General features: G+C 69.9%; 19 protein-coding genes and 1 pseudogene. 8 read left to right on the plus strand and 12 right to left on the minus strand.

The genetic code is table 11. The features are described from left to right. Nucleotides 1-3 precede the first annotated feature (3 nt). From EVJ50_RS02955 to hemH, 6 genes are all read right to left on the minus strand, one after another. Nucleotides 4-1,158 (minus strand): hypothetical protein, encoded by a 1,155-nt coding sequence (locus EVJ50_RS02955; RefSeq protein ID WP_150882291.1) that lies wholly within the window; start codon nucleotides 1,156-1,158, stop codon nucleotides 4-6. A 59-nt stretch (nucleotides 1,159-1,217) separates the two neighbouring features. Then, entirely contained in the window at nucleotides 1,218-1,469 is a 252-nt protein-coding gene (locus EVJ50_RS02960; RefSeq protein WP_150882292.1) for a GIVxVP protein, read from the minus strand. Next, nucleotides 1,466-1,777, minus strand: coding sequence for a nuclease (locus EVJ50_RS02965; protein WP_370455572.1), 312 nt, complete (start codon nucleotides 1,775-1,777; stop codon nucleotides 1,466-1,468). Before EVJ50_RS02965 ends, EVJ50_RS02960 begins: the two co-directional genes overlap by 4 nt. 71 nt (nucleotides 1,778-1,848) lie before the next feature. Next, nucleotides 1,849-3,702 carry a biosynthetic-type acetolactate synthase large subunit gene (gene ilvB, locus EVJ50_RS02970; RefSeq protein WP_150882293.1) on the minus strand — a complete coding sequence of 618 codons (1,854 nt, stop codon included), beginning with the start codon at nucleotides 3,700-3,702 and terminating at the stop codon, nucleotides 1,849-1,851. 29 nt (nucleotides 3,703-3,731) lie between these two features. After that, entirely contained in the window at nucleotides 3,732-4,265 is a 534-nt protein-coding gene (locus tag EVJ50_RS02975) for a M23 family metallopeptidase (RefSeq protein WP_225323049.1), read from the minus strand. A 49-nt stretch (nucleotides 4,266-4,314) separates the two neighbouring features. Beyond that, on the minus strand, nucleotides 4,315-5,490 hold the full coding sequence (hemH, locus tag EVJ50_RS02980) for a ferrochelatase (protein ID WP_150882294.1): 1,176 nt from the start codon (nucleotides 5,488-5,490) through the stop codon (nucleotides 4,315-4,317). A gap of 136 nt (nucleotides 5,491-5,626) precedes the next feature. Here hemH and EVJ50_RS02985 point away from each other — a divergent pair, with 136 nt between their 5' ends. The 6 genes and pseudogenes from EVJ50_RS02985 to EVJ50_RS03005 all read left to right on the plus strand — a co-directional run bounded on the left by EVJ50_RS02985 (nucleotide 5,627) and on the right by EVJ50_RS03005 (nucleotide 10,778). Beyond that, nucleotides 5,627-6,811: a site-specific integrase gene (locus tag EVJ50_RS02985; protein WP_150882295.1), complete on the plus strand. Its 1,185-nt coding sequence runs from the start codon at nucleotides 5,627-5,629 to the stop codon at nucleotides 6,809-6,811. Between the two features lie 119 nt (nucleotides 6,812-6,930). Beyond that, nucleotides 6,931-7,329 (plus strand): annotated as a pseudogene (locus EVJ50_RS15325) (class I SAM-dependent methyltransferase); the annotation flags it as partial. A 246-nt stretch (nucleotides 7,330-7,575) separates the two neighbouring features. Then, nucleotides 7,576-8,199 carry a cob(I)yrinic acid a,c-diamide adenosyltransferase gene (cobO, locus tag EVJ50_RS14850; protein WP_225323144.1) on the plus strand — a complete coding sequence of 208 codons (624 nt, stop codon included), beginning with the start codon at nucleotides 7,576-7,578 and terminating at the stop codon, nucleotides 8,197-8,199. 82 nt (nucleotides 8,200-8,281) lie between these two features. Further along, on the plus strand, nucleotides 8,282-8,995 hold the full coding sequence (pyrH, locus tag EVJ50_RS02995) for a UMP kinase (protein WP_150882297.1): 714 nt from the start codon (nucleotides 8,282-8,284) through the stop codon (nucleotides 8,993-8,995). Nucleotides 8,996-9,059: 64 nt separating this feature from the next. Further along, a complete protein-coding gene (gene frr / locus EVJ50_RS03000) occupies nucleotides 9,060-9,608 on the plus strand; it encodes a ribosome recycling factor (protein WP_150882298.1) in 549 nt (182 codons plus the stop codon). Between the two features lie 9 nt (nucleotides 9,609-9,617). After that, nucleotides 9,618-10,778 carry an NAD(P)/FAD-dependent oxidoreductase gene (locus EVJ50_RS03005; RefSeq protein ID WP_150882299.1) on the plus strand — a complete coding sequence of 387 codons (1,161 nt, stop codon included), beginning with the start codon at nucleotides 9,618-9,620 and terminating at the stop codon, nucleotides 10,776-10,778. 5 nt (nucleotides 10,779-10,783) lie between these two features. On the opposite strand, the gene EVJ50_RS03010 is transcribed toward EVJ50_RS03005, so the two are convergent. The 5 genes from EVJ50_RS03010 to EVJ50_RS03030 form a co-directional block, all read right to left on the minus strand. Next, nucleotides 10,784-11,164: a Crp/Fnr family transcriptional regulator gene (locus EVJ50_RS03010; protein WP_150882300.1), complete on the minus strand. Its 381-nt coding sequence runs from the start codon at nucleotides 11,162-11,164 to the stop codon at nucleotides 10,784-10,786. Nucleotides 11,165-11,225: 61 nt separating this feature from the next. Further along, nucleotides 11,226-12,398, minus strand: a complete 1,173-nt coding sequence (locus EVJ50_RS03015) for a transaldolase (RefSeq protein ID WP_150882301.1) — start codon at nucleotides 12,396-12,398, stop codon at nucleotides 11,226-11,228. An 86-nt stretch (nucleotides 12,399-12,484) separates the two neighbouring features. After that, nucleotides 12,485-14,278 (minus strand): penicillin-binding protein 2, encoded by a 1,794-nt coding sequence (locus EVJ50_RS03020; protein WP_150882302.1) that lies wholly within the window; start codon nucleotides 14,276-14,278, stop codon nucleotides 12,485-12,487. A 16-nt stretch (nucleotides 14,279-14,294) separates the two neighbouring features. Further along, the gene (locus EVJ50_RS03025) at nucleotides 14,295-14,768 is read right to left on the minus strand and encodes a hypothetical protein (protein ID WP_150882303.1); all 474 of its coding nucleotides are present in this window, start codon (nucleotides 14,766-14,768) and stop codon (nucleotides 14,295-14,297) included. A 78-nt stretch (nucleotides 14,769-14,846) separates the two neighbouring features. Continuing rightward, nucleotides 14,847-16,271, minus strand: a complete 1,425-nt coding sequence (locus tag EVJ50_RS03030) for a type II CAAX endopeptidase family protein (protein ID WP_150882304.1) — start codon at nucleotides 16,269-16,271, stop codon at nucleotides 14,847-14,849. Nucleotides 16,272-16,298: 27 nt separating this feature from the next. Here EVJ50_RS03030 and EVJ50_RS03035 point away from each other — a divergent pair, with 27 nt between their 5' ends. Next, nucleotides 16,299-17,681, plus strand: a complete 1,383-nt coding sequence (locus EVJ50_RS03035) for a histidine phosphatase family protein (RefSeq protein WP_225323145.1) — start codon at nucleotides 16,299-16,301, stop codon at nucleotides 17,679-17,681. Next, entirely contained in the window at nucleotides 17,671-18,990 is a 1,320-nt protein-coding gene (locus EVJ50_RS03040) for a dihydroorotase (RefSeq protein ID WP_225323050.1), read from the plus strand. The genes EVJ50_RS03035 and EVJ50_RS03040 overlap by 11 nt, the downstream gene beginning before the upstream one ends. On the opposite strand, the gene lepB is transcribed toward EVJ50_RS03040, so the two are convergent. Next, nucleotides 18,950-19,687: a signal peptidase I gene (lepB, locus tag EVJ50_RS03045; protein WP_370455574.1), complete on the minus strand. Its 738-nt coding sequence runs from the start codon at nucleotides 19,685-19,687 to the stop codon at nucleotides 18,950-18,952. The two genes, EVJ50_RS03040 and lepB, sit on opposite strands and share 41 nt — an antisense overlap. Between the last annotated feature and the right edge of the window lie 5 nt (nucleotides 19,688-19,692).

The raw sequence follows: 19,692 nt of genomic DNA on the forward strand, positions 1-19,692 counted from the left end.
GCCTCAGAGCGCCTGGTAGCTCACATCGAAGCGTCCATCGGGAGGCCGACCCGGCCGCATGTTCATCTCACTCGAGGCGCCGTTGGGCCGGATGCGCTGCTGTTCCGCCCGCAGCCTCAGCCCTTCGCAGAGAGGCACCGGTGTGGCCTCCGGATCCAGCCAGTCGGAGGGATCGAGCGAGCCCGGATCGGCCATCGCCAGCACGGTCATCACGCCGGCGTCGTAGCCGGCGGCTTCCACAGGACCCGGCAGCTCCACCCAGCGCGTCATGAAGCGCTCCGCGAAGTCGGTCCAGCCCGGTCCGCGGCTCCCCGCATCCAGCGCCAGAGACGGGGCGAGGGTTCCAGGCACCGCCGGGGCGCCGCTGATGGTGCCCAGGCTCCACCAGCGGCTCTGACCGCTCAGGCGCTCGCTCAGCTCCGTCAGCAGCGGCGAAGTCGATGAGGCGATCACCGCCACGGCATCGGGCTGGAGCCAGTCCACGTCGGCGACCAGCCGATCCAGCCCCTCGCCATCCCCCGATCCGACGGATTGCACCGGTCCTCCTCCGGCACTGACCACGAGACCGCCGGCTGCCTCGTAGCGATCCAGGAACACGGCGCTGTCCCGGCGGCTGTCGCTGCTGCCGCTCTCCTCCACCAGCATGATCCGCCTCCAGTTGAGATCCAGGGCGGATTCGGCCAGGCTGGCGAGCCCCTCGCTGCGTGCCGGTGAGAGCAGCCAGAGGTGGTCCCGATCGCTCGCCGTGGGCAGGGCGTCCAGCGCCGGCCCCCGGGTCAGGGGCAGCAGCACGGGCACGGACCGCCGGCGGGCCCAGCGGCCGTAGGCGAGCGGGTCCGCTCCGGGCGGGGCCACCACCAGGGTCAGCTGGGCTCCGGCACGCGGGTCCTGAGCCAGGGCCGCTTCCGGATCGGCGAGGGCCGGGAGCGCGGTGATTCCCACCGGCTCCGAGGCATGGCCGCAATCAGCGGCTTCCTCGAGAGCGACCTCGAAGCCCCGTTGAAACGGTGCCGCCAGGCTCGATCCCTGGCGGTCCGAGCCGTGAATGATCAGAACCGATGGCCGGAGCGGCTGCAGGGACACCAGCCCCTGCACGGCGACCACGGCACAGAGAACACCGGTGGCGCGCATGACGGGCCGGGCCGTGTCGTCGGCCATCCGCTCAGGGGTGGGTCGGGACGTGCGGGCCAGGGGTCGGACCAGCGATCGGGCAGAGCCTAGGAGTCACCGGAGGCTGTGTCCGGTTGCCCCGGGCCTGGAGCCGGGGTGTCGTCGTCGGAGCGCTCGGGACGGTCGGGGAAGAGCTGGGTGAGCAGTCCGGTCGCCATCAGGCTCAGCCCCAGCCCGAGGGCGAGGGATCGGTTGGCCGACTCCGGCCCGCCTCCCCAGGCGGCCGCCGCGAGGAAGGCCGCTCCCAGCAGCAGACTCGGCACGAGCACGATGCCCTTGGCGGTGCGGTTCAGGCTCATGCGGGCTCCGTGCAGGGTCGGCGGGCCAGTCCGGCCAGCTCCATCGCCTCCGCCATGTCGCTGCCGTCGTCCAGACGTGTGACATCGGCCAGAAGAACGCCGTCGCTGCTGCCGCGCGGCCTGAGGTTGACCCGTGTCCCCCGCGGCAGCTCCTGCCTGAGCCACTCGGTGGCCTCCGGGGCGGCCTCGGCCTCCACGTCGAGGCAGGAGATGGCCACCGGCATGCTGCGGTTGCGGTCACCGACCTGGAGCAGGCCGGGCCCACGGACCTGCAGCACCTCGGCGGCAGCCACAGCCGCGACCGGCAACGCGATGACCTGCAGCGCCAGCGCCGCGACCAGGGCGACGGCGGCGCAGCTCAGCCGGCGCAGGCGGATCGTCAGAGCTTGGCGCCGCAGTTGGGGCAGTAGAGGTGTTCGTCCAGTGTGGTGGCGCCGCATTCGTGGCATTCCCGCGTGGTGTCCAGGGCCAGTTCAGGGTGGCTCGGCAACCCCACCATCTGTGCGTTGCTGCGACCGGGCGGCACCATCGGATAGCAGTTCTCGTTGCGCCGCACGTGCACATCCACCAGCACGGGACCGGGATGGTTCAGTGCCGCCGTCAGGCCACTTCTGAGTTCGGATCGCTCCTGGATCAGCAGTCCGCGCACCCCGAAGGATTCAGCCAGGGCGACGAAGTCGGGCATCCCCGGCAACATGTCCGACGCGGAGTACCGCTCCTCGTAGAAGCGTTCCTGCCACTGCCGCACCATCCCCTGCCAGTGGTTGTTGATGATCACCACCTTGGCGGCGATGTTGTACTGAGCCAGGGTGCCCAGCTCCTGGATGTTCATCAGGATGCTGGCATCACCGGCCACACAGATCACCTGTTCGCCGGGCAGTGCCGTCTTGACTCCCAGGGCTGCCGGCATCCCGAATCCCATGGTGCCCAGACCGGCACTGCTGACCCACTGACGCGGCCCGCAGTTCAGGTACTGGGCTGCCCACATCTGGTGCTGACCCACGTCCGTGGTGACGAAGGCTCCGGGGGCCAGCTGCCGGAGCGCGAGCAGCACCTCCTGGGGATAGATGGTGCCTTCCTCCGGAGGTGTGGTGAGGGGGTAGCGACGCTTCCACTCGGCGATCCGCTCGAGCCAGGCCCCGGTGCGCACCTCCACATCCGCCATCAGGCTCGCTTCGACCAGCAGGGCCAGGCTCTGGTGCACGTCGCCCATCACGGCCACGTCGGGCCGGCGGTTCTTGCCCACTTCGGCGGGATCGATCTCAAGATGCACCACCCGGGCTCTGGGGGCGAAGGTGTCGAGGCGACCGGTGACCCGGTCATCGAAGCGGGCGCCGGTGGCGATCAGCAGATCGCATTCGGTCACGGCGAAGTTGGCATAGGCCGTGCCATGCATGCCGAGCATGCCCAGGGCGAGGGGATGGTTCTCGTCGAACGCGCCCTTGCCCATCAACGTGGTGGTGACGGGAATCTGGAAGCGCTCGGCCAGGGCCTTGAGCGGATCATGGGCGCCGGCTGACACAGCACCGCCACCCACGTAGAGCAGAGGGCGGCGGGCGGAGCGGATCAGCTCCAGCGCCTCGGTCACCTCCCGGGAGCCGGGGCTGGCCGGGACACGGAAGCCGGCCGGCCGCACCGTGCCCGGCTCCACAGGCACGTAGGCGAAGCTCTCCTGGCCCACGTCCTTGGGCATGTCGATCAGCACGGGGCCGGGACGGCCCGTGGCGGCGATCAGGAAGGCCTCCGCCACGATCCGGGCGATGTCGGCCGGGTCGCGCACCACCCAGGAGTGCTTCACGATCGGCATCGTGATGCCGAAGATGTCGGTCTCCTGGAAGGCGTCGGTGCCGATGGCCGATCGGGGCACCTGACCGGTGATCACCACCATGGGCACGGAATCCATCTGGGCCGTGGCGATCCCCGTGACCAGATTGGTGGCACCGGGTCCTGACGTCCCGAAGCACACCCCGACGCGGCCGGTGGCCCGGGCGTAGGCATCGGCGGCATGGGTGCCGCCCTGCTCATGCCGCACGAGCACGTGTTTCAGCAGCCCTCGAGATTCCGCCCGGTGCAGAGCGTCGTAGACGGGCAGGATCGCCCCGCCGGGGTAGCCGAAGATGCACTCCACACCGTGGCGGTGCAGCGCGTCCATCAGGGCATCGGCCCCGGTCATGGTGACGGGATCGCCGCTGGCGGCGCCGGTTGACGCGATGGGGCTGCTGGTGAGTGTCACGGCGGAAGGGGACCGTGTCGATGATCCAGTCAGCCTAGGGGCTGAACCCGGGCATGGCCCTGCCGGCGCCCCCTGGCCATGGCCCTGAGGATGCGTGCGGGATCGAGCCACTGCCCGTTGTGACGGATGCCCCAGTGCAGATGAGGGCCGGTCGTTCGGCCGGTGAGCCCCACCCTGCCGATCCACTGGCCTCGCCGCAGCCGCTGCCCGCGGCGTACGGCACCTCCGGCGAAGCGGTAGACCCCGCTCGCCGTCTGGCCCTGGAGGTGGCAGTAGATGTGCTGATAGGCACCGGACCGGATCACCAGACCGATGCCGCAGAGACCGTCGTCGATCACGTCCACCACCACGCCCGACCACCAGCTCTGCACGGTGGCACCGCTGGGGGCAGCGATGTCGATGCCGCGGTGCATCCCCGGCACGCCGTTCAGCCGGCGCGGGCCGTAATGGCTGGTGAAGCCGTGGAAGTCCCGGATGGGGAACACGCCGCGCGCCCACACCTGGTCCAGCGCGAAGACCGGGGAGGCCCCCCCGCCGACGATCAGTGCCAGGGCGGCGGCCACGCTCCAACGTCCGGCGTGCCCAGGCGAGGGGGTTCGGCTCGCCGCCGGGTCAGAGCAGTCCGAGGGCATGGAGAGGGCCATGGCCGCTGAGCAGCTCCACCAGAAAAGCGGAGAAGCCGATCATGGCCAGCCGGCCGTTCCAGATCTCAGAGCTGTTGTTCCAGCCCCAGGCCCATTTGTCCTGGGGATAGAGCTTGATCCGGCGCGGCAGGGCGGCGGCCTGATCCAGGTTCACCTCCGGACCGTCGAGGGCGGTCTGCACCAGATCGGCCAGGCCGCTGATGAAGGGGGCGTAGGTGTCGAGGGCGGGAACGCGGTGGAAGCGGGCGATGCCGGCCTCGGTGGCGATCTCGCGGTATTCGATGTCGATCTCCTCGAGCGTCTCGATGTGTTCGCTCACGAAGCTGATCGGCACCACGACCAGATCGTCGACGCCCGCTTCCCCCAGCTCCCGCAGGGCGTCATCGGTGTAGGGCCGCAGCCATTCGACCGGACCGACCCGGCTCTGGTAGGCGAGGGTGTGGGGGTTGTCGTGGCCGAGGATCTCGGCGAGGCGGCGCATGATCAGGGCGCTGCAGGATTCGATCTCCTTCTGATAGGGATCGCCGGCCTCCTCGACGTAGCTGCGGGGCACGCCGTGGGCACTGAAGAACACGTGCGCCGCGTCGGGCTGGGGGCAGGAGCGGATCTCCCGGGCGATCAGCTGGGCCATGGCATCGATGTAGCCCGGATGGTCATGCCAGCTGCGGATGCAGCGGATCGGGAGCCTGGAGAAGGCGGGATCGGCCTGGCGCAGCCGTTGCAGCTCGCGGAAGCTGGAGCCACTGGTGCTGATCGAGAAGTGGGGGTAGAGGGGCAGCACCACCACTTCATCGATCGCATCGGCCTTGATGTCGGCGACGGCGGACTCGGTGAAGGGGTGCCAGTAGCGCATGGCCACATAGGTGGTGGCCTCGATGCCCCGCTGCCGCAGCAGGCTCTGGAGCTCCCGGGCCTGCTGCTCGGTGATGCGTCGCAGCGGAGAGCCGCCGCCGATGGAGGCGTAGGCCTGCTGTGACTTGCCGCTGCGCAGGCTGCTGATCAGCCAGGCCAGAGGCTTCTGCAGCGAGGGGATCGGCAGGCGGATGATCTCCGGATCGGAGAAGAGGTTGTAGAGGAACGGCCCGACGTCCTGGATGCGCTCCGGACCGCCGAGATTGAGCAGCACCACGCCGACACTTGCCATTCCTTCGTGGTCGCCGAGCCATACATCAGTGCGGGTGAGCGTAACGCTGCCGGGATGGTCACGGGGTCTGGCCGGCAGGCCTGGTCGTCGGGCGATCGGGTCGTTACCGTCCGTCCCTCCCGGCCTGCCGCAGCCCATGCATGGCCCCCCACCGGATCTGGGTCCGCAGCTGGCACAGGCCAACAGCGCCCTTCAGGATCGCGGCATCGCCCTGCGCCTGGAGCAGCGTGGCGCCTCCCTCGCGATCCGGGGGCCTCTTCCGCCCCGCCATGGTTCCGGCCCCTACCGGACCCAGCGTCTGAGCCTGGGCCTGAAGGCGTCGACGAGCGGCATGGAGGAGGCCCGGAGCCGAGTGCTCCAGGTGCAGCGGCAGCTGCAGCAGGGCCGGTTCGCATGGGACGACTGGGGCGGTCGGCGCACGGCGGGGGGTGCGCCGGCGTCCGTGCAGGTCTCCACCGCGGAGCTGATCCTGCGGTTTCAGGCGGCGTTTCTCGCCGAACCGCGGCGCAGGTACAACCCGGCCGGCACACGCTCCACGTGGGCCACGGCCTACAGGCCCTACCTGCGCCGGCTCCAGGCCATGGCCGCGCCGGGGCGCCCTCTGGAGCCCGGCCTGCTGCTTCAAGTGCTGGAGAGCTACCCCCAGGCCAGTCGCAGCCGGGCCCAGTGCGGCACGGCCCTCGCCGCTCTGGCCCGCCATCTGGGGCTCGAGCTGCCGGCGGACTGGCAGAGCCTGGCCGGTGGCTACGGGCTGCATCGCGCCCGCTTCCGCCAGCTGCCGAGCGATGAACGGATCGAGGCCACCATCGCCCGCATCCCGAATCCGGCCTGGGCTCTGGCCTACGGCCTCATGGCCACCTACGGCCTGAGGAATCACGAGATCTTCTTCTGTGACCTCTCCGCCCTGGCTCCGGGGGGAGACCGGGTCCTGCGGGTGCTGCCGACCAGCAAGACCGGAGAACATCAGGTGTGGCCCTTCCCGCCGCGCTGGGTGGATCGGTTCGGCCTCGAGCGCCTGGCGGCCGAGCCCGCTGCATTGCCGGCGGTGTGCCTGGACTTGAACCGCACCACCCTGCAGCAGGTGGGACGACGGGTCGGCGAGCAGTTCCGCCGCTACGGGCTCTCTCACACTCCGTACGACCTGCGGCATGCCTGGGCCGTGCGGACGATTCACATCGGCCTGCCGGACACGGTGGCGGCGCGGATGATGGGCCACTCGGTGGCGATCCACACGCGCACCTACCACCACTGGATCACGCGTCGGGATCAGCAGCAGGCCGTGGATGCGGCGCTGGCCCGCAGCCAGGGCCTGACGGCCTGAGCGGTGCTGCAGCGAGGATTGCTCGGCCCGGACACCGCCCCTTGACTCCTCTGCTGCGAACCCTGGCCTACCGCCATCGCTGGGTCTACGACGGCGTCACCGCCGCCGCTTCCCTCTCGGTGGGCGGCCCCGACCGCCTCAGGCGTCTGGGGGCCGACGCGCTCGCCTCCCGCCTGCCGACCGGGGCGCCGGTCCTGGATCTCTGCTGCGGGGCCGGTGATGCCGCCATCCCCCTGGAGAGCCGGGGCCTGGTGGTCAGCGGGCTGGATGTGTCGGCCCGCGCCCTTGAGGAAGCGGTGCGCCGCTGCCCGGGGCTCACGGCGGTGGAGGGCACGGCCGAGCAACCGCCGCTGCCGGACGGGAGTTTCCAGGGCATTCAGATCAGCCTGGCGCTGCATGAGTTCAGCGGAGCCGAGCGGGAACGGGTGCTTGCCAGCTGCCTGAGGCTGCTGGCCCCCGGAGGCTGGCTGGTGGTGGTGGATCTGCACCCGGCCCCGCCGTTGCTGCAGGCTCCCCAGCAGCTGTTCTGCCATCTGTTCGAGACCGAGACCGCCCGCGACTTCCTCGATTCGGACCCGATGGATCTGTTGCAGCGGATCGGCTTCGTCCATCTCGAGCGTCAGCTTCTGGCCGGCGGCAGCCTTCAGCGGATCCTGGCCCAGCGACCCCGCGGCGGAGGGCCGGATGCGGCCCCGGATGCAGCCCCGGGGGAGGCGACCGACACGCCTCAGCCTGACCTGGATGCGCTCGCCGGTGAGCTGGGGATGGGCGGCACCCTGGCGCCGGAGAGCGATGCCCAGGCCTACCGCCGGCGCATGGCCCGTCGCCGGGAGGTGCAGCAGCAGCGCGTCGCTTCCCGCAACGTGGAGAAGGGTCTGGTGATCGTGTTCACCGGCCACGGCAAGGGAAAGACCACCGCCGCCCTGGGGATGGTGCTGCGCACGGTCGGCCATGGCGAGCGGGTGGCGGTGATCCAGTTCATCAAGGGAGGCTGGCAGCCGGGTGAGGCCCGGGCGCTGCAGGCCTTCGGGGATGCGGTGACCTGGCATGCGCTCGGGGAGGGATTCACCTGGGAGACCCAGGACCGGGAGCGCGACCGTGAACTGGTTCAGGCGGCCTGGACCCGCGCCCGCGGCTGCCTGGCGGATCCCGGATTGCGGCTCGTCGTGCTCGACGAGGTCAACGTGGCGCTCAAGCTGGGCTACCTGGAGCTGGATCAGGTGCTCGAGGGTCTGGCGCTGCGGCCCCCTCTGACCCACGTGGCGCTGACCGGCCGTGGCGCTCCTGAGGGGCTGATCGAACGGGCGGATCTGGTCACCGAGATGACGCTGCGCCGCCACCCCTTCCGCGAGCAGGGCGTCAAGGCTCAGGCCGGCGTCGAATTCTGAGCCCCTGCTGATGGCGCGGGCCGGCCGCGTCCCCGGTCCGTCGCCGTGCGTGGTTGCTACTGTTCGGCCGACAGGGAGACTCATGGCCTACAGGCGAGCGCTTCTCAAGCTCAGCGGCGAAGCGCTGATGGGCGAGATGGGTTTCGGGATCGACCCCTCGATCGTCCAGGCCATCGCCTCCGATGTGGCGGCCGTGGTCCAGTCCGGCACCCAGCTGGCGATTGTGGTGGGCGGCGGCAACATCTTCCGAGGCCTCAAGGGCTCGGCCGCCGGCATGGAGCGGGCCACCGCCGACTATGTGGGCATGCTCGCCACGGTGATGAATGCCATCACCCTGCAGGACGCGCTGGAGCGGGCCGGAGTCCCCACCCGGGTCCAGACGGCCATCGCCATGCAGGAGGTGGCTGAGCCCTACATCCGCCGGCGGGCGATCCGTCATCTGGAGAAGGGCCGGGTGGTCGTCTTCGGTGCCGGCTGCGGCAATCCCTTCTTCACCACCGACACCACCGCCGCCCTGCGGGCCGCTGAGATCAACGCCGACGTGATCTTCAAGGCCACCAAGGTCGATGGCGTCTACGACCGTGACCCCGTGCTGCATGCCAACGCGGTGCGCTTCGACCATCTCACCTACCAGCAGGTGCTCAGCGGTGAGCTGGCGGTGATGGACAGCACCGCCATCGCGCTGTGCAAGGACAACGCCATCCCGATCGTCGTCTTCGATCTCTTCGGCCCCGGCAACATCGCCAGGGCCGTCTCGGGTGAATCGATCGGAACCCGCATCGCTCAGACCGTCTGAGCCAGACCGTTCTGAACCGGGCGCCACCGCCGTCCACCGCCCACACCAACCACCGGATCCCTCCATGGCCAGCAAGGACATCGAAGCGAGTATGCGCAAGTCGGTCGAGTCGACCCAGCGCACCTTCAACACGATCCGCACCGGCCGCGCGAATCCCTCGCTGCTCGACAAAATCCAGGTCGAGTACTACGGCGCCGAGACACCACTCAAGTCCCTGGCGACCCTCTCCACCCCCGATGCCCAGACCATCAGCATCCAGCCCTTCGACGCCGGTTCGATCGGCCTGATCGAGAAGGCGATCGCCATGAGCGATCTCGGTCTCACCCCCAACAACGACGGCCGCCTGATCCGCATCAACATCCCTCCCCTGACCGAGGACCGGCGCAAGGAGCTCTGCAAGCTGGCGGCCCGCTACGCCGAGGAGGGCAAGGTGGCGCTGCGCAACATCCGCCGCGATGCGATCGACAAGGTCAAGAAGCAGGAGAAGGAGGGAGAACTCTCCGAGGACCAGAGCCATGACCGTCAGAGCGAGGTCCAGAAGCTGACCGATCGCTTCATCGCCGAGATCGAGCGACATCTCGCCGACAAGGAGGCCGACATCCTCAAGGTCTGAGCGGCCCCGGTGAGCGCCGATGCCGAGGTGATCGTTGTCGGGGGCGGTGCCGCCGGTGCCGCCGCTGCCGTGCATCTGGCCCTGCGGGGCCGTGCCGTTCACGTCCTCACGCAGCAGTGCGGAGCTCCGGCTCCCGGCTGCGGCGGCGGCATGGCCGCTTCGGTGCAGCGCTGGTTCCCCTTCGATCTGGCTCCGGCCGTGGAGCAGGTCATCCGGCGGGTGCGGTTCACCTGGAACCTGGCCGATCCGGTGGTGGCGGATCTGCCCGGCGAGGCACCGTTCTGGATCGTCGATCGGCCCGCTCTCGACCGTCTCCTCCTGGCCAGAGCGGTGGAGCACGGGGCCACGGTCCAGGAGGGCGCCTCGGTCACCAGCCTGCAGCGGGAGGGATCGCTCTGGTGCGCCAGCACGGCCACAGGGAAGCCACTGCGGGCCCCTGCCGTTGTGCTCGCCAGCGGGTCCAGCTCACCGCTGCCGGCCGCCCTGGGCCTGGGGCCGTCGCGACCGCGGTTCGCCACGGCCATGGCCGCTGCGGTGGACCCGGCGTCCGATGGAGCGAGCGCCACGGCGGAGCCGCCGGAGGCCACGGCCTGGTTTGAGTTCGGTCTGGTGCATCACGGCTTCAGCTGGGTCTTCCCGCGGCGGCGGGGCCACAGCATCGGCGTGGGCACCTTTCTGGATCAGGGTCGTGACGGTGTCGATTTTCAGGCGGTGCTGGGCCGGCTGCTGCCCGCCCTCGGCTGCGGCGCCGATCAGGGGGAGCGACGCCTGCTCAATCTGCGGATCTGGAACGGTCACCATCGCCTGCATCGGGAGGGAATCGTGGCGGTGGGGGATGCCGCGTCGCTCTGTGATCCCTTTCTGGCCGAGGGCATCCGTCCGGCCCTGCTCAGCGGGACCCTGGCGGCGGAAGCCCTGGATGGATGGCTGGCGGGGGATGCGGAATCGCTGCAGCACTACAGCGCCCGCATCCGCCGCGACTGGGGCGACTCCATGGCCTGGGGCAGACGCATCGCCCAGGTCTTCTATCGCTTCCCGGGAGTGGGCTATCAGCTCGGCATCAAACGACCCACGGCGCCGCAACGGATCGCCCAGATCCTGTCCGGTTCGATGGGATACGGCGACATCGCCCAGCGGGTGATCCGACGCCTGCTGCTGCAGCGATCCTGACGAGGTCAGGCCGCGACCGCCGCGCGCTTCAGAGAACGCAGGCGCTCATCGATCGAGGCGAGAAGCTGAATGGCGAACATCGGCGTCTCCTGCACCGCGAAGAGGAACTTCTCCCGGTTCATGACGATTAGGCCGCAGTCGCTGCTGGCGATGGCGGTGCCGAAGCGGGTGTGATCGTCCACAACGAGCGCTCCGGCACCGAACACATCACCGGCCGTCAGGTCCTCGTGGGCGCGGTCGCCATCCCAGCTGAGCCGGACGGTGCCCTCAAGGATGCCGTACATCGTGCTGCCCGCGTCACCGGCGCGGAAGATGGACGCGCCGGCGGAGAGATGGATCGTGTCGCCGGAAGCGGCGAGCGCCTTCATCGTCTCAAGAGCGTGCATGCCGGACCGCCGTCACTGGGCCTGATCCTCGCCCCCGCAGGTGAAGATCAGGCAATGGCCCTCAGGTGCCGGCAACGGCGAGGGCGGCGCCGAGTCCGGAGCGCACATCCTCCTGCTGCAGTCGGCCATCATGGTCGCCATCAAGGGCATCGAAGACCGCATCGCTGCCGAGCCACTCCTCCCGGGTGATGCAGCCATCGCCGTCGAGGTCGTTGAGAAGGAAGATTTCCTGCACGGCGTGGGTGAAGGCGGCGCCACCCTCGAGGACGGCCAGCCGGTGGGCCAGCTGGGCTTCGAGGGTTTCGATGGCCTTGCTGAAGCCGCGGATGCCTTCATCGAGCTTGTCGCTGGCCATGCGGTCTTCGGCGAGCATCGAGCGATAGGTGGGTTCGTCGACATGAATCCGCTCCTCGCGCTGGGCGGGCGCTGAGGGGTCGAGCCGACGCTCGAGCACACCCTCGCTGCTGCGCAGTTGCTCCAGCAGCTTGGGCGAGATCGTGAGCAGATCGTTGCCGGCCAGTTCGATGATCTCGTCGATGTTGCGGAAGCTGGCGCCCATCACCTCGGTGCCGTAGCCATGGCATTTGTAGTAGTTGAAGATGCGCGTGACCGAGAGCACGCCGGGGTCCTCGGGGCCCGGGTAGGAGTCGCGTCCGGTGCTGGCCTTGTACCAGTCGAGGATGCGACCGACGAAGGGGGAGATCAGGGTGACACCGGCCTCGGCACAGGCCACCGCCTGACCGAAGCCGAAGAGAAGGGTGAGGTTGCAGTGAATGCCCTCCTTCTCGAGCACTTCGGCTGCCTTGATGCCCTCCCAGGTGGAGGCGATCTTGATCAGCACCCGCTCGTTGCTGATGCCGGCGTCGTTGTACAGACGGATCAGTTTGCGCGCCTTCTCGATGGTGGCCTGTGTGTCGTAACTGAGCCGGGCATCCACTTCGGTGGAGACGCGGCCGGGAACGATCTTGAGAATCTCCTTGCCGAAGATCACACAGATCTCATCGAGGGCTTCATGCACCACCTCCTCCGCCGGAGCATCGGAGCCGATGAGGGCTCGCGACGCCCGCAGGGCTTCATCGATCAGGTTCTGGTAGGTGGGAATCTGTGTCGCAGCCAGAATCAGCGACGGGTTGGTGGTGGCATCCCGCGGGGTGAAACGGGCGATCGCATCGATATCGCCTGTGTCAGCCACGACCACAGTCATGGCGGAGAGTTGGTCAAGCAGGCTGGCCATCGTGAGCGGCACCCAGGTGTCTCCGTAACGTAGCCATCGCGGCTGCGCTGACCGCCGCTCTGTGCGTGGCCGCGCAAATGCTCGCTTCAGCCGGCCGGGCTGGCCGGAGCCCCCGAGCTCGGGGGGATCTTCTCGAGCACCAGCAGGGCCTCGATGATGCTGCGGGCCACAGGCACCGCCACGGTGGACCCGTAGGCATTGCCGCCCTGGGGTTCGTCCACCACCACCAGCACCACGTAGCGGGGATCATCGATGGGCAGGTGGGCCACGAAGCTGGTGATGCGGGCACCGGGGATGTAGCGGCCGTTCTCTGCCTTCTGGGCGGTGCCGGTCTTGCCACCGATGCGGTAGCCGGGGATCTTCACGCCCTTGCCGCTGCCCTTGTCCACCACCGTCTCCAGCCAGTCCATCACCGTCGCCGTCACGGAGGGATCCAGCACCTGAACACCGTCGGGGGCATCGCTGGGAGCCAGCCCATCACCGGCGCGCAGCCCCCGGGTGATGTGGGGGCTCACCAGACGACCGCCGTTGGCCAGCATGGCGTGGAGCTGGGCCAGCTTGAGCGGGGTCATGGACAGGCCCTGGCCGAAGGCCGCGGTCGCCGGTTCGATCGGCTGATCCACGAACTGGGTGCGGGTCTTGAGCCAGCCCGCGGCGGCGCCCGGCAGGTCGGTGTCGGGCCGCTCATCGATGCCGAGACGGTCGAGCCAGCTCCAGAAGAGGGCCGGCTCCATCCGGTTCATGGCCTTCACCATCGCCACGTTGCTGGAGACCTGAAGCACGGTCGGGTAGTCGATCACGCCGTTGCCCTGCCGGTCGTGGTTGTAGATGGGCCATCCGCCGATCTGGAGCAGACCGGTGTCGTTGACCGTCCCGTTCGGATCGATCGCTTGCTCCTGCAGCGCGATGGCGAGGTTGATCGGCTTGAAGGTGGAGCCGGGTTCGTAGAGGTCCTGCACCGACCATTCCCGGAACAGGGCCGTCTCGAACTCCCAGAACCGGTTCGGGTCGTAGGTGGGCGTGGAGGTGAGGGCCAGCAGCGCGCCGCTGTTCACATCCATCACCATCGCCGCGCCGCGCTTGGCCTTCCACTTGCTCACCTGGGCCGCCAGGGCCTTGGCAGTGAGCTCCTGCAGGCGCGCGTCCAGGGTGAGTTGAAGCTGAAGATCGTCGCTCCAGAGGGTGCCGGGGGCCATGGCGGCGGGCAGGGGCGTGCCATCCGCGCCGCGCCGCACCCGGCGGGTCAGCTCGTGGCGCCTGAGATCCCCATCCCGGCTCTGTTCGAGACCGGCCTGGGGATCCCGGTTGAGATTGAGGAAGCCAACCACATTGGCGAACAGCGGCCCCTGGGGATAGACGCGCTGGGCGTAGGCCTCCAGGTCGAGCCCGCTGATGCCGAGGCGGCGGATGGCGTCGGCCCGTTCCGGCGTGAGATCGGTGGCGAGCCGGATGCCGGTGGGCTGCTCTCCCATTTCCGCGATCAGCGCCTCGGCCGGCTCTGCGAGAACCTCGGCCAGCCGTGCGGCCACCTCCTCAGTGCTGCGCCGTCCCCCCGGGTCATCGCCGGCGAAGCTGAAGTAGTAGGGGTGAGCCCAGAGGGTGTAGCGCTGCTCGTCGAGCGCCACCAGTCGGCCGCTGCGATCGACGATGGAGCGCCGCTGGCCGAGGGGCTCGGTGGTCTGCGTCTGGATGGAACGGGCCCGTTCCTCGAGGCTGTCGGCCTGCCGGAGCTGGAGCCAGGCCAGTCGCACACCCAGGCCGACCAGCCCGAGAGCCATCAGGGTGTACACCGCGATCAGGCGCCCGCCCGGCACGGGTTTCAGCTGCAGAACGCGACCGCCGGACCGGGGACGCTGAGCTCGGGACAGACCGACCGTCATGCGGGGCTCGGACGGCTCAGTAGCCGGAACGGACGGGTCGCTGGGCGAGAGCGCCCAGATCGGGCATCTCCGCCATGGCGAAGCCGGGCTCGGGCTCGGGCGCCTGTTCCGCCGGCCGGGGCAGATACATCAGGTTGGCGGTGCTGGTGGCCACCATCTGCGGCGGTCGGCTGGTGGGGCCGGTGTAGGCCCGCTCCAGGGTGGCGGTGGCCTCCCTGAGGCGATGCTCCAGCAGCTGGGCGGTTTCCAGAGCCTCGAAACCGCGGCTCCAGCGGTGCTGCCAGTGCAGGGTCAGGCCGGCCAGGATCAGCACGGCCGCTCCCACGCCGATGAGGCTGCCGTCCACCAGCCGGTGCAGGCCGGCCAGCCAGGGTGAACGGCGATCGACCCGGGCACCGGAGAGGGAGCCCTGAATCAGGGCGAGAGCACGGGTGCCGCTGCTGGCGCTGCGATGGCCGGGGTCCTCCCGGAACTGACGACTCGCGGCCATGGTCCTGCCTCGCTGCGCAAGTGAACCATGTGCATCGGTCCGCTTCAAGGGCGATCGGGTGCGCAGGGGCCGGTCCGGTCAGCCACCCAGCACGATCAGATTGGCGAAGGTGAAGCCGTTCCAGAGGGCGTGCATCAACACGCAGGGGGCCAGGCGTCCGCTGGAGAGCCGCAGCCAGCCCAGAGCGAAGCCGAGCACCAGTAGCGGCAGCAGCTCCCCCAGGCTGAGGTGGGCTGCTGCGAACACCAGCGCACTCCCCACGAGCCCCAGCAGTCGGCTCTGGCGGCGGACGAGAACCGGAAGCAGCACGCCGCGGAACAGCAGTTCCTCGAACCACGGCGCCAGCACGGTGGCCGTGAAGGCGAGGCAGAACAGCGAGAGCCCGTCCCGACTCCCGAGCACGACCTCAAGCAGAGGGTTGCTGCCCCCACCCTCGCCGAACCAGCGCTGGGCCAGCCAGCCGGCCAGGCTCACCAGGGGAAGCACCATCAGCACGCCGCCGCCGGCCAGTCGCAGCCCCGAGCCCAGCGGTCTCCAGCGCCACTGCAGCAGGCCCCCCTCGATCGGGGGCCGTCCCCGCAGCATGAGCGCCAGGATCATCAGGGGCAGGGCCATCAGGCTGCTGTAGAGGAGCACCACCCCCAGGGCCTCCGAGCGGGGAGGCTCCAGGCCGAGAGCCGTGGTGACCGCCTGAGCCAGCGGCAGCGCCAGCAGCGGCACCACGGTCTCACCCAGAACGACGAATCCTCCGGCGATCAGAAGGGTCACGTCCACAAGCGTCAGGTCCGGGCCCCGCAGAGGCGGCTCCGGGGGGAGTGACCTACGCCACCGGCACCAGGCCAGCCTGGCGATCAGCCCCAGCCCGCCCAGCAGCAGCAGCAGGGGCAGCACGCTGACCATCGCCAGCTTCACGGCAGCCGCCCGCGCCTCACCGGCAGCGACGCAGTCCTCCGGGGCAGCTGCCCCCAGCACCTGGCAGCTGAGGCGGGCGAGCAGGGGGTCCTCCGCGCCGGACCCGTCCGGAAGCGATGCCGCGTCGGGAGTCGGGTCGCTCAGGGCCCGGGCCAGGGCACCGGCCGGGCCCGGGTCACCGCTGGGAAGCTCGGGCAGGGACGGAGGCAGAGAGCGGCCGGTGCGTCGCGCCAGAAGCTCCAGAAGCACCCGCTCACGCCCGCTCTGAAGACTGGCCGGGTCGTCCAGGAGGGCCTCCAGCAGCCTCTCTTGCGGATCGGAACCCACCACGGCCGAACCGACCGACCCCTCCAGGGCCGGAGCGGCGAGCACGGCCAGTTCCAGCTGGCGCCGATCGAGGGCAGGGCTGACCGATGGCCGCTGCAGGCTGTCCAGCAGGCCGTTCGTCCAGAGCAGGAGGCTGAGGCTGAGGCTGAGCAGGGCGAGCACCTGCTTCCAGGTGGCGTCGCGCTCCGACGCGGTGGTGGGACTGGTGATGGCGGTGGCCCCGGGCGGGTCGTCGGCGCTGATTCTGGCCGCGGGGTCCCCCATACGATGACGACCCCCTCCGCCGGCCCCTTGACTCTGCGTCTGATCCTGATCCGACACGGCCTCAGCACCTTCAACGTCGAACGGCGCATCCAGGGACGGGACGATCTCTCCACCCTCACCGACGAGGGGCGGGGGCAGGCCCGCCGGGCCGGGCAGGCCCTTGAGGGGCTGAGCGTTGAGGCGCTCTGGGCCTCTCCTCTCAAACGCGCGGCGGAGACCGCCCGGTCGGTCGCCGCCTCCCTGGCCGGGATTGAGGAGGGGATCACCTGGTCGGACGATCTGCTGGAGGTGGACCTCGGTCCGTGGAGCGGCTCCACGGCGGCCGACCTGCAGGAGAACCATCCCGAGGCGTGGGCCACCTGGCGGCGCGATCCCTCGGTGCTGCAGCTGGAACGGGCCGATGGCACGCCCTACTTCCCGCTGCAGGAGCTGATGGCGCAGGCGGAGCGGGCTCTGGCCGCCCTCGTGGCCCGTCACCCTGCCCGCGGCGCGGACCGCACCGTGGTGGTGGTGGCCCACAACATGATTCTCAAGGTGATGCTGCTGGCGATGCTGGGGCGAGACCTCTCCAGCCTCCGCAGCCTCCGCCTCGACAACGCCTCCATCTCCGTGGTGAACGTGGCCGCGCTGGCCGGTCCGGATTCCGGCGCTGCACCCGCTGCGGCTCTCCGCTTCTGCGAGCGCCACAGTGTGCAGCTCGAATCGGTGAATGGCACGACCCACCTGGGTGACGGCTGGCTGGAGCGTCCGCCCGAGGGGCTCCGCCTTCTCCTCGTGCGTCACGGCGAGACCGACTGGAACCGGGAGGGCCGGTTCCAGGGGCAGATCGACATCCCGCTGAACGACCGGGGCCGTGAGCAGGCCGACGCCGCCCGCTCCTGCCTGGAGGGGGTGTCCCTGCAGCGTGCCTGGAGCAGCCGCATGTCGCGGCCACGCGAGACCGCTGAGATCATTCTCAGAAACCACCCTGCCGTGCACCTGAGCCTCACCGATGGCCTGCGGGAGATCGGCCATGGTCTGTGGGAGGGGCGACTGGAGGAGGAGATCCGGGCGGACTGGCCCGATCTGCTCGATGCCTGGAAGCGGGCGCCGGAGACAGTAACGATGCCGGAAGGGGAAACGATTCAGCAGGTGTCCGACCGGGCCGTGGCCTGCTGGAGAGAGATCGTGGCGGCCCTGGTGCCCGGCGAGACCGTGCTTGTGGTGGCTCACGACGCGGTGAACAAGACCATCCTCTGCGAGCTCCTGGGCATGACGCCCGCGGCCATCTGGTCGATCAAGCAGGGCAACGGTGGCGTCAGCGTGATCGACTACCCACAGGGTTCCGAGGGGGTGGGCGTGGTCACGGCTCTGAACATCACCGCCCACCTCGGCGGGGTGCTCGATCGCACCGCTGCCGGTGCGCTCTGACGCCGGCGTGCCGGAGAGCGTGCTGCTGCGCGGAGTCAGCGTGCTCCGCGATCCTCACCGCTCGCCGGAGCCGGAGGATGTGCTGCTGGAGGGTGAACGCCTCGTGGCCCTGGGCGAAGGGGCTGCAGAGCAGGGCCGGCGCATGGGTCTGGCGCCTCGCCCTGCGGCGGGTTGTCTGCTGGCCCCCTGTCTTGTCGACCCCCACAGCGTGCTCGAGCGTCCGCGCGATGGCGTGGAGGAGACCCTCGATTCGCTGCTCCGGTCCGCCGCAGCGGCGGGGTACGGCCAGGTGGGGCTGCTGCCGCGGGCGGCGTCCTGGCGGGATCGTCCCGATCGCTTGCTGCAGCACCACGAGCACCCGGTGCGGCTCCACTGCTGGGGGGGGTTCTCCCTCGATGGCGCCGGCAGGGATCTGGCGCCGCACCGGGACCTGCTCGGCGCCGGTGTGGTGGGTCTGGCGGACGATCTCGTTCTGCCGGATCCGGCCCTGCTCGACCGGGGGCTCCTGCTGGGCGAGATGGGTGAGGCACCGCTGTTGCTCGCCCCCCGCGATCCCTCTCTCTCCGCCGGCGGTTTCGTGCGTGAGGGGATCGAGTCGATCCGGGCCGGCTGGCCCACCGACCCCGCCGTGAGCGAGCTGCTGCCGCTCCGGACCCTGCTCACCCTGGCGGAGGTGCATCCGTCCCGCCGGCTGGTGCCGATGCACCTCTCCACTCAGGCCGGCGTCACCCTGCTGGCCCCCGCCGTCGAGGCCGGCCACTGCCGCGCGGCCACGGCGCACTGGTGGTCCCTGGTGCGGGACACCTCCCTGCTGGCCCCGGCGGATGAAGGCTGGACGCTCGTTCCCTCCCTCGGCGGTCCCGGGGACCGGCAGGCCCTGATCGATGCGCTGCGCCGGGGGGTCATCACAGCCGTGGCCGTCAGCCATGAACCGCTCGATGCCGAGGAGCAGGGCCTGCCCCCCGATCAGAGGCGTCCCGGGCTGGCGGGCCATCGCTTCGTTCTGCCCATGCTCTGGGAGGCGCTGGTGCGGCAGCGCGGCTGGAGCGTGAGCGAGCTCTGGCAGGCCCTCAGCTGGGGACCTTCCGCCCTGATCGGGCGTGAACCGGAGCAGCTGCTGGAGGGCAGCAATCGCTGGCTGCTGTTCGACCCGGCCCACCGCTGGATTCCGCGGCAGCAGGACCCGGACAGCTGTCTGGCGGCGAACCAGCCCCTGCTGGATCAGCCCCTGCTGGGCCGCGTGGTGGGCTGCGGGCTGGCCGGAGGCCTCAGGGTTGTGCCTGAGCGCCTTGGGGCAGGGGATCCCTGATCAGCAGCGAGCCGGCCCTGTTGAGCGGCCAGAACCGCCACACGGCCCGCCCGATGATCTGATCGTTGGGAAGAAAGGCACCGCCGGGCCAGAAGCGTCCGTCCCAGCTGTTGCCACGGTTGTCCCCTAGCGTGAGAACGTGCTCGTCGGGAACGACGGCCTCCAGCGTGCGGCAGGGACCGACCCCCTCCGCTGTCACCGGACAGAAGTTGGAGACGTAGGGCTCCTCGAGCCGCTCACCATTGATGCGCACCTCACCTCTGGGGTCGACACTCACCCGATCGCCGGACACGGCCACCACCCGTTTGATGTAGGCATCGCAGGCGGGGTGGTGCAGCCCCGGCACGGAGCTGATCAGAGGCAGGTTGGCCAGCAGGCAGCGAAGCCGGCCCGGTTCGGGTTCGCTCCGCAGAGCGGGATCGAAGGAATAGGGGGAGTGGAACACCACGATTTCCCCGCGCTTCGGCGCACGCCCCCTCAGGCTGAGCTTCTCCACCAGCAGGCGGTCCTGAACCTGAAGGCCGGGCAGCATGGAGCCCGAGGGAATGAAGCGGGCCTCAGCGAGAAACTGTCGGATGCCCATGTAAAGGGCGAGTGTGACCAGCACCGGACCCCAGAAGTCCAGCAGGGCATTGCGGCGGCTCGCTGGTGGTGGATCCGAGGGATGAGGTGCGTCGCTCGGGGCCTGTCGGCTCAAGGGTG

It is taken from the genome of Synechococcus sp. RSCCF101, assembly GCF_008807075.1.
Classification (GTDB): Bacteria; Cyanobacteriota; Cyanobacteriia; order PCC-6307; family Cyanobiaceae; genus RSCCF101.

Bases quoted from the DNA above. Each gene is read 5' to 3' on its own strand.
- EVJ50_RS02955 (WP_150882291.1), bottom strand. From the start codon at position 1,158: ATGGCCGACGACACGGCCCGGCCCGTCATGCGCGCCACCGGTGTTCTC.
- EVJ50_RS02960 (WP_150882292.1), bottom strand. From the start codon at position 1,469: ATGAGCCTGAACCGCACCGCCAAGGGCATCGTGCTCGTGCCGAGTCTG.
- hemH (WP_150882294.1), bottom strand. From the start codon at position 5,490: ATGGCAAGTGTCGGCGTGGTGCTGCTCAATCTCGGCGGTCCGGAGCGC.
- EVJ50_RS02985 (WP_150882295.1), top strand. From the start codon at position 5,627: ATGCATGGCCCCCCACCGGATCTGGGTCCGCAGCTGGCACAGGCCAAC.
- cobO (WP_225323144.1), top strand. From the start codon at position 7,576: ATGGGCGGCACCCTGGCGCCGGAGAGCGATGCCCAGGCCTACCGCCGG.
- pyrH (WP_150882297.1), top strand. From the start codon at position 8,282: ATGGCCTACAGGCGAGCGCTTCTCAAGCTCAGCGGCGAAGCGCTGATG.
- frr (WP_150882298.1), top strand. From the start codon at position 9,060: ATGGCCAGCAAGGACATCGAAGCGAGTATGCGCAAGTCGGTCGAGTCG.
- EVJ50_RS03010 (WP_150882300.1), bottom strand. From the start codon at position 11,164: ATGCACGCTCTTGAGACGATGAAGGCGCTCGCCGCTTCCGGCGACACG.
- EVJ50_RS03015 (WP_150882301.1), bottom strand. From the start codon at position 12,398: ATGGCCAGCCTGCTTGACCAACTCTCCGCCATGACTGTGGTCGTGGCT.
- EVJ50_RS03020 (WP_150882302.1), bottom strand. From the start codon at position 14,278: ATGACGGTCGGTCTGTCCCGAGCTCAGCGTCCCCGGTCCGGCGGTCGC.
- EVJ50_RS03025 (WP_150882303.1), bottom strand. From the start codon at position 14,768: ATGGCCGCGAGTCGTCAGTTCCGGGAGGACCCCGGCCATCGCAGCGCC.
- EVJ50_RS03030 (WP_150882304.1), bottom strand. From the start codon at position 16,271: ATGGGGGACCCCGCGGCCAGAATCAGCGCCGACGACCCGCCCGGGGCC.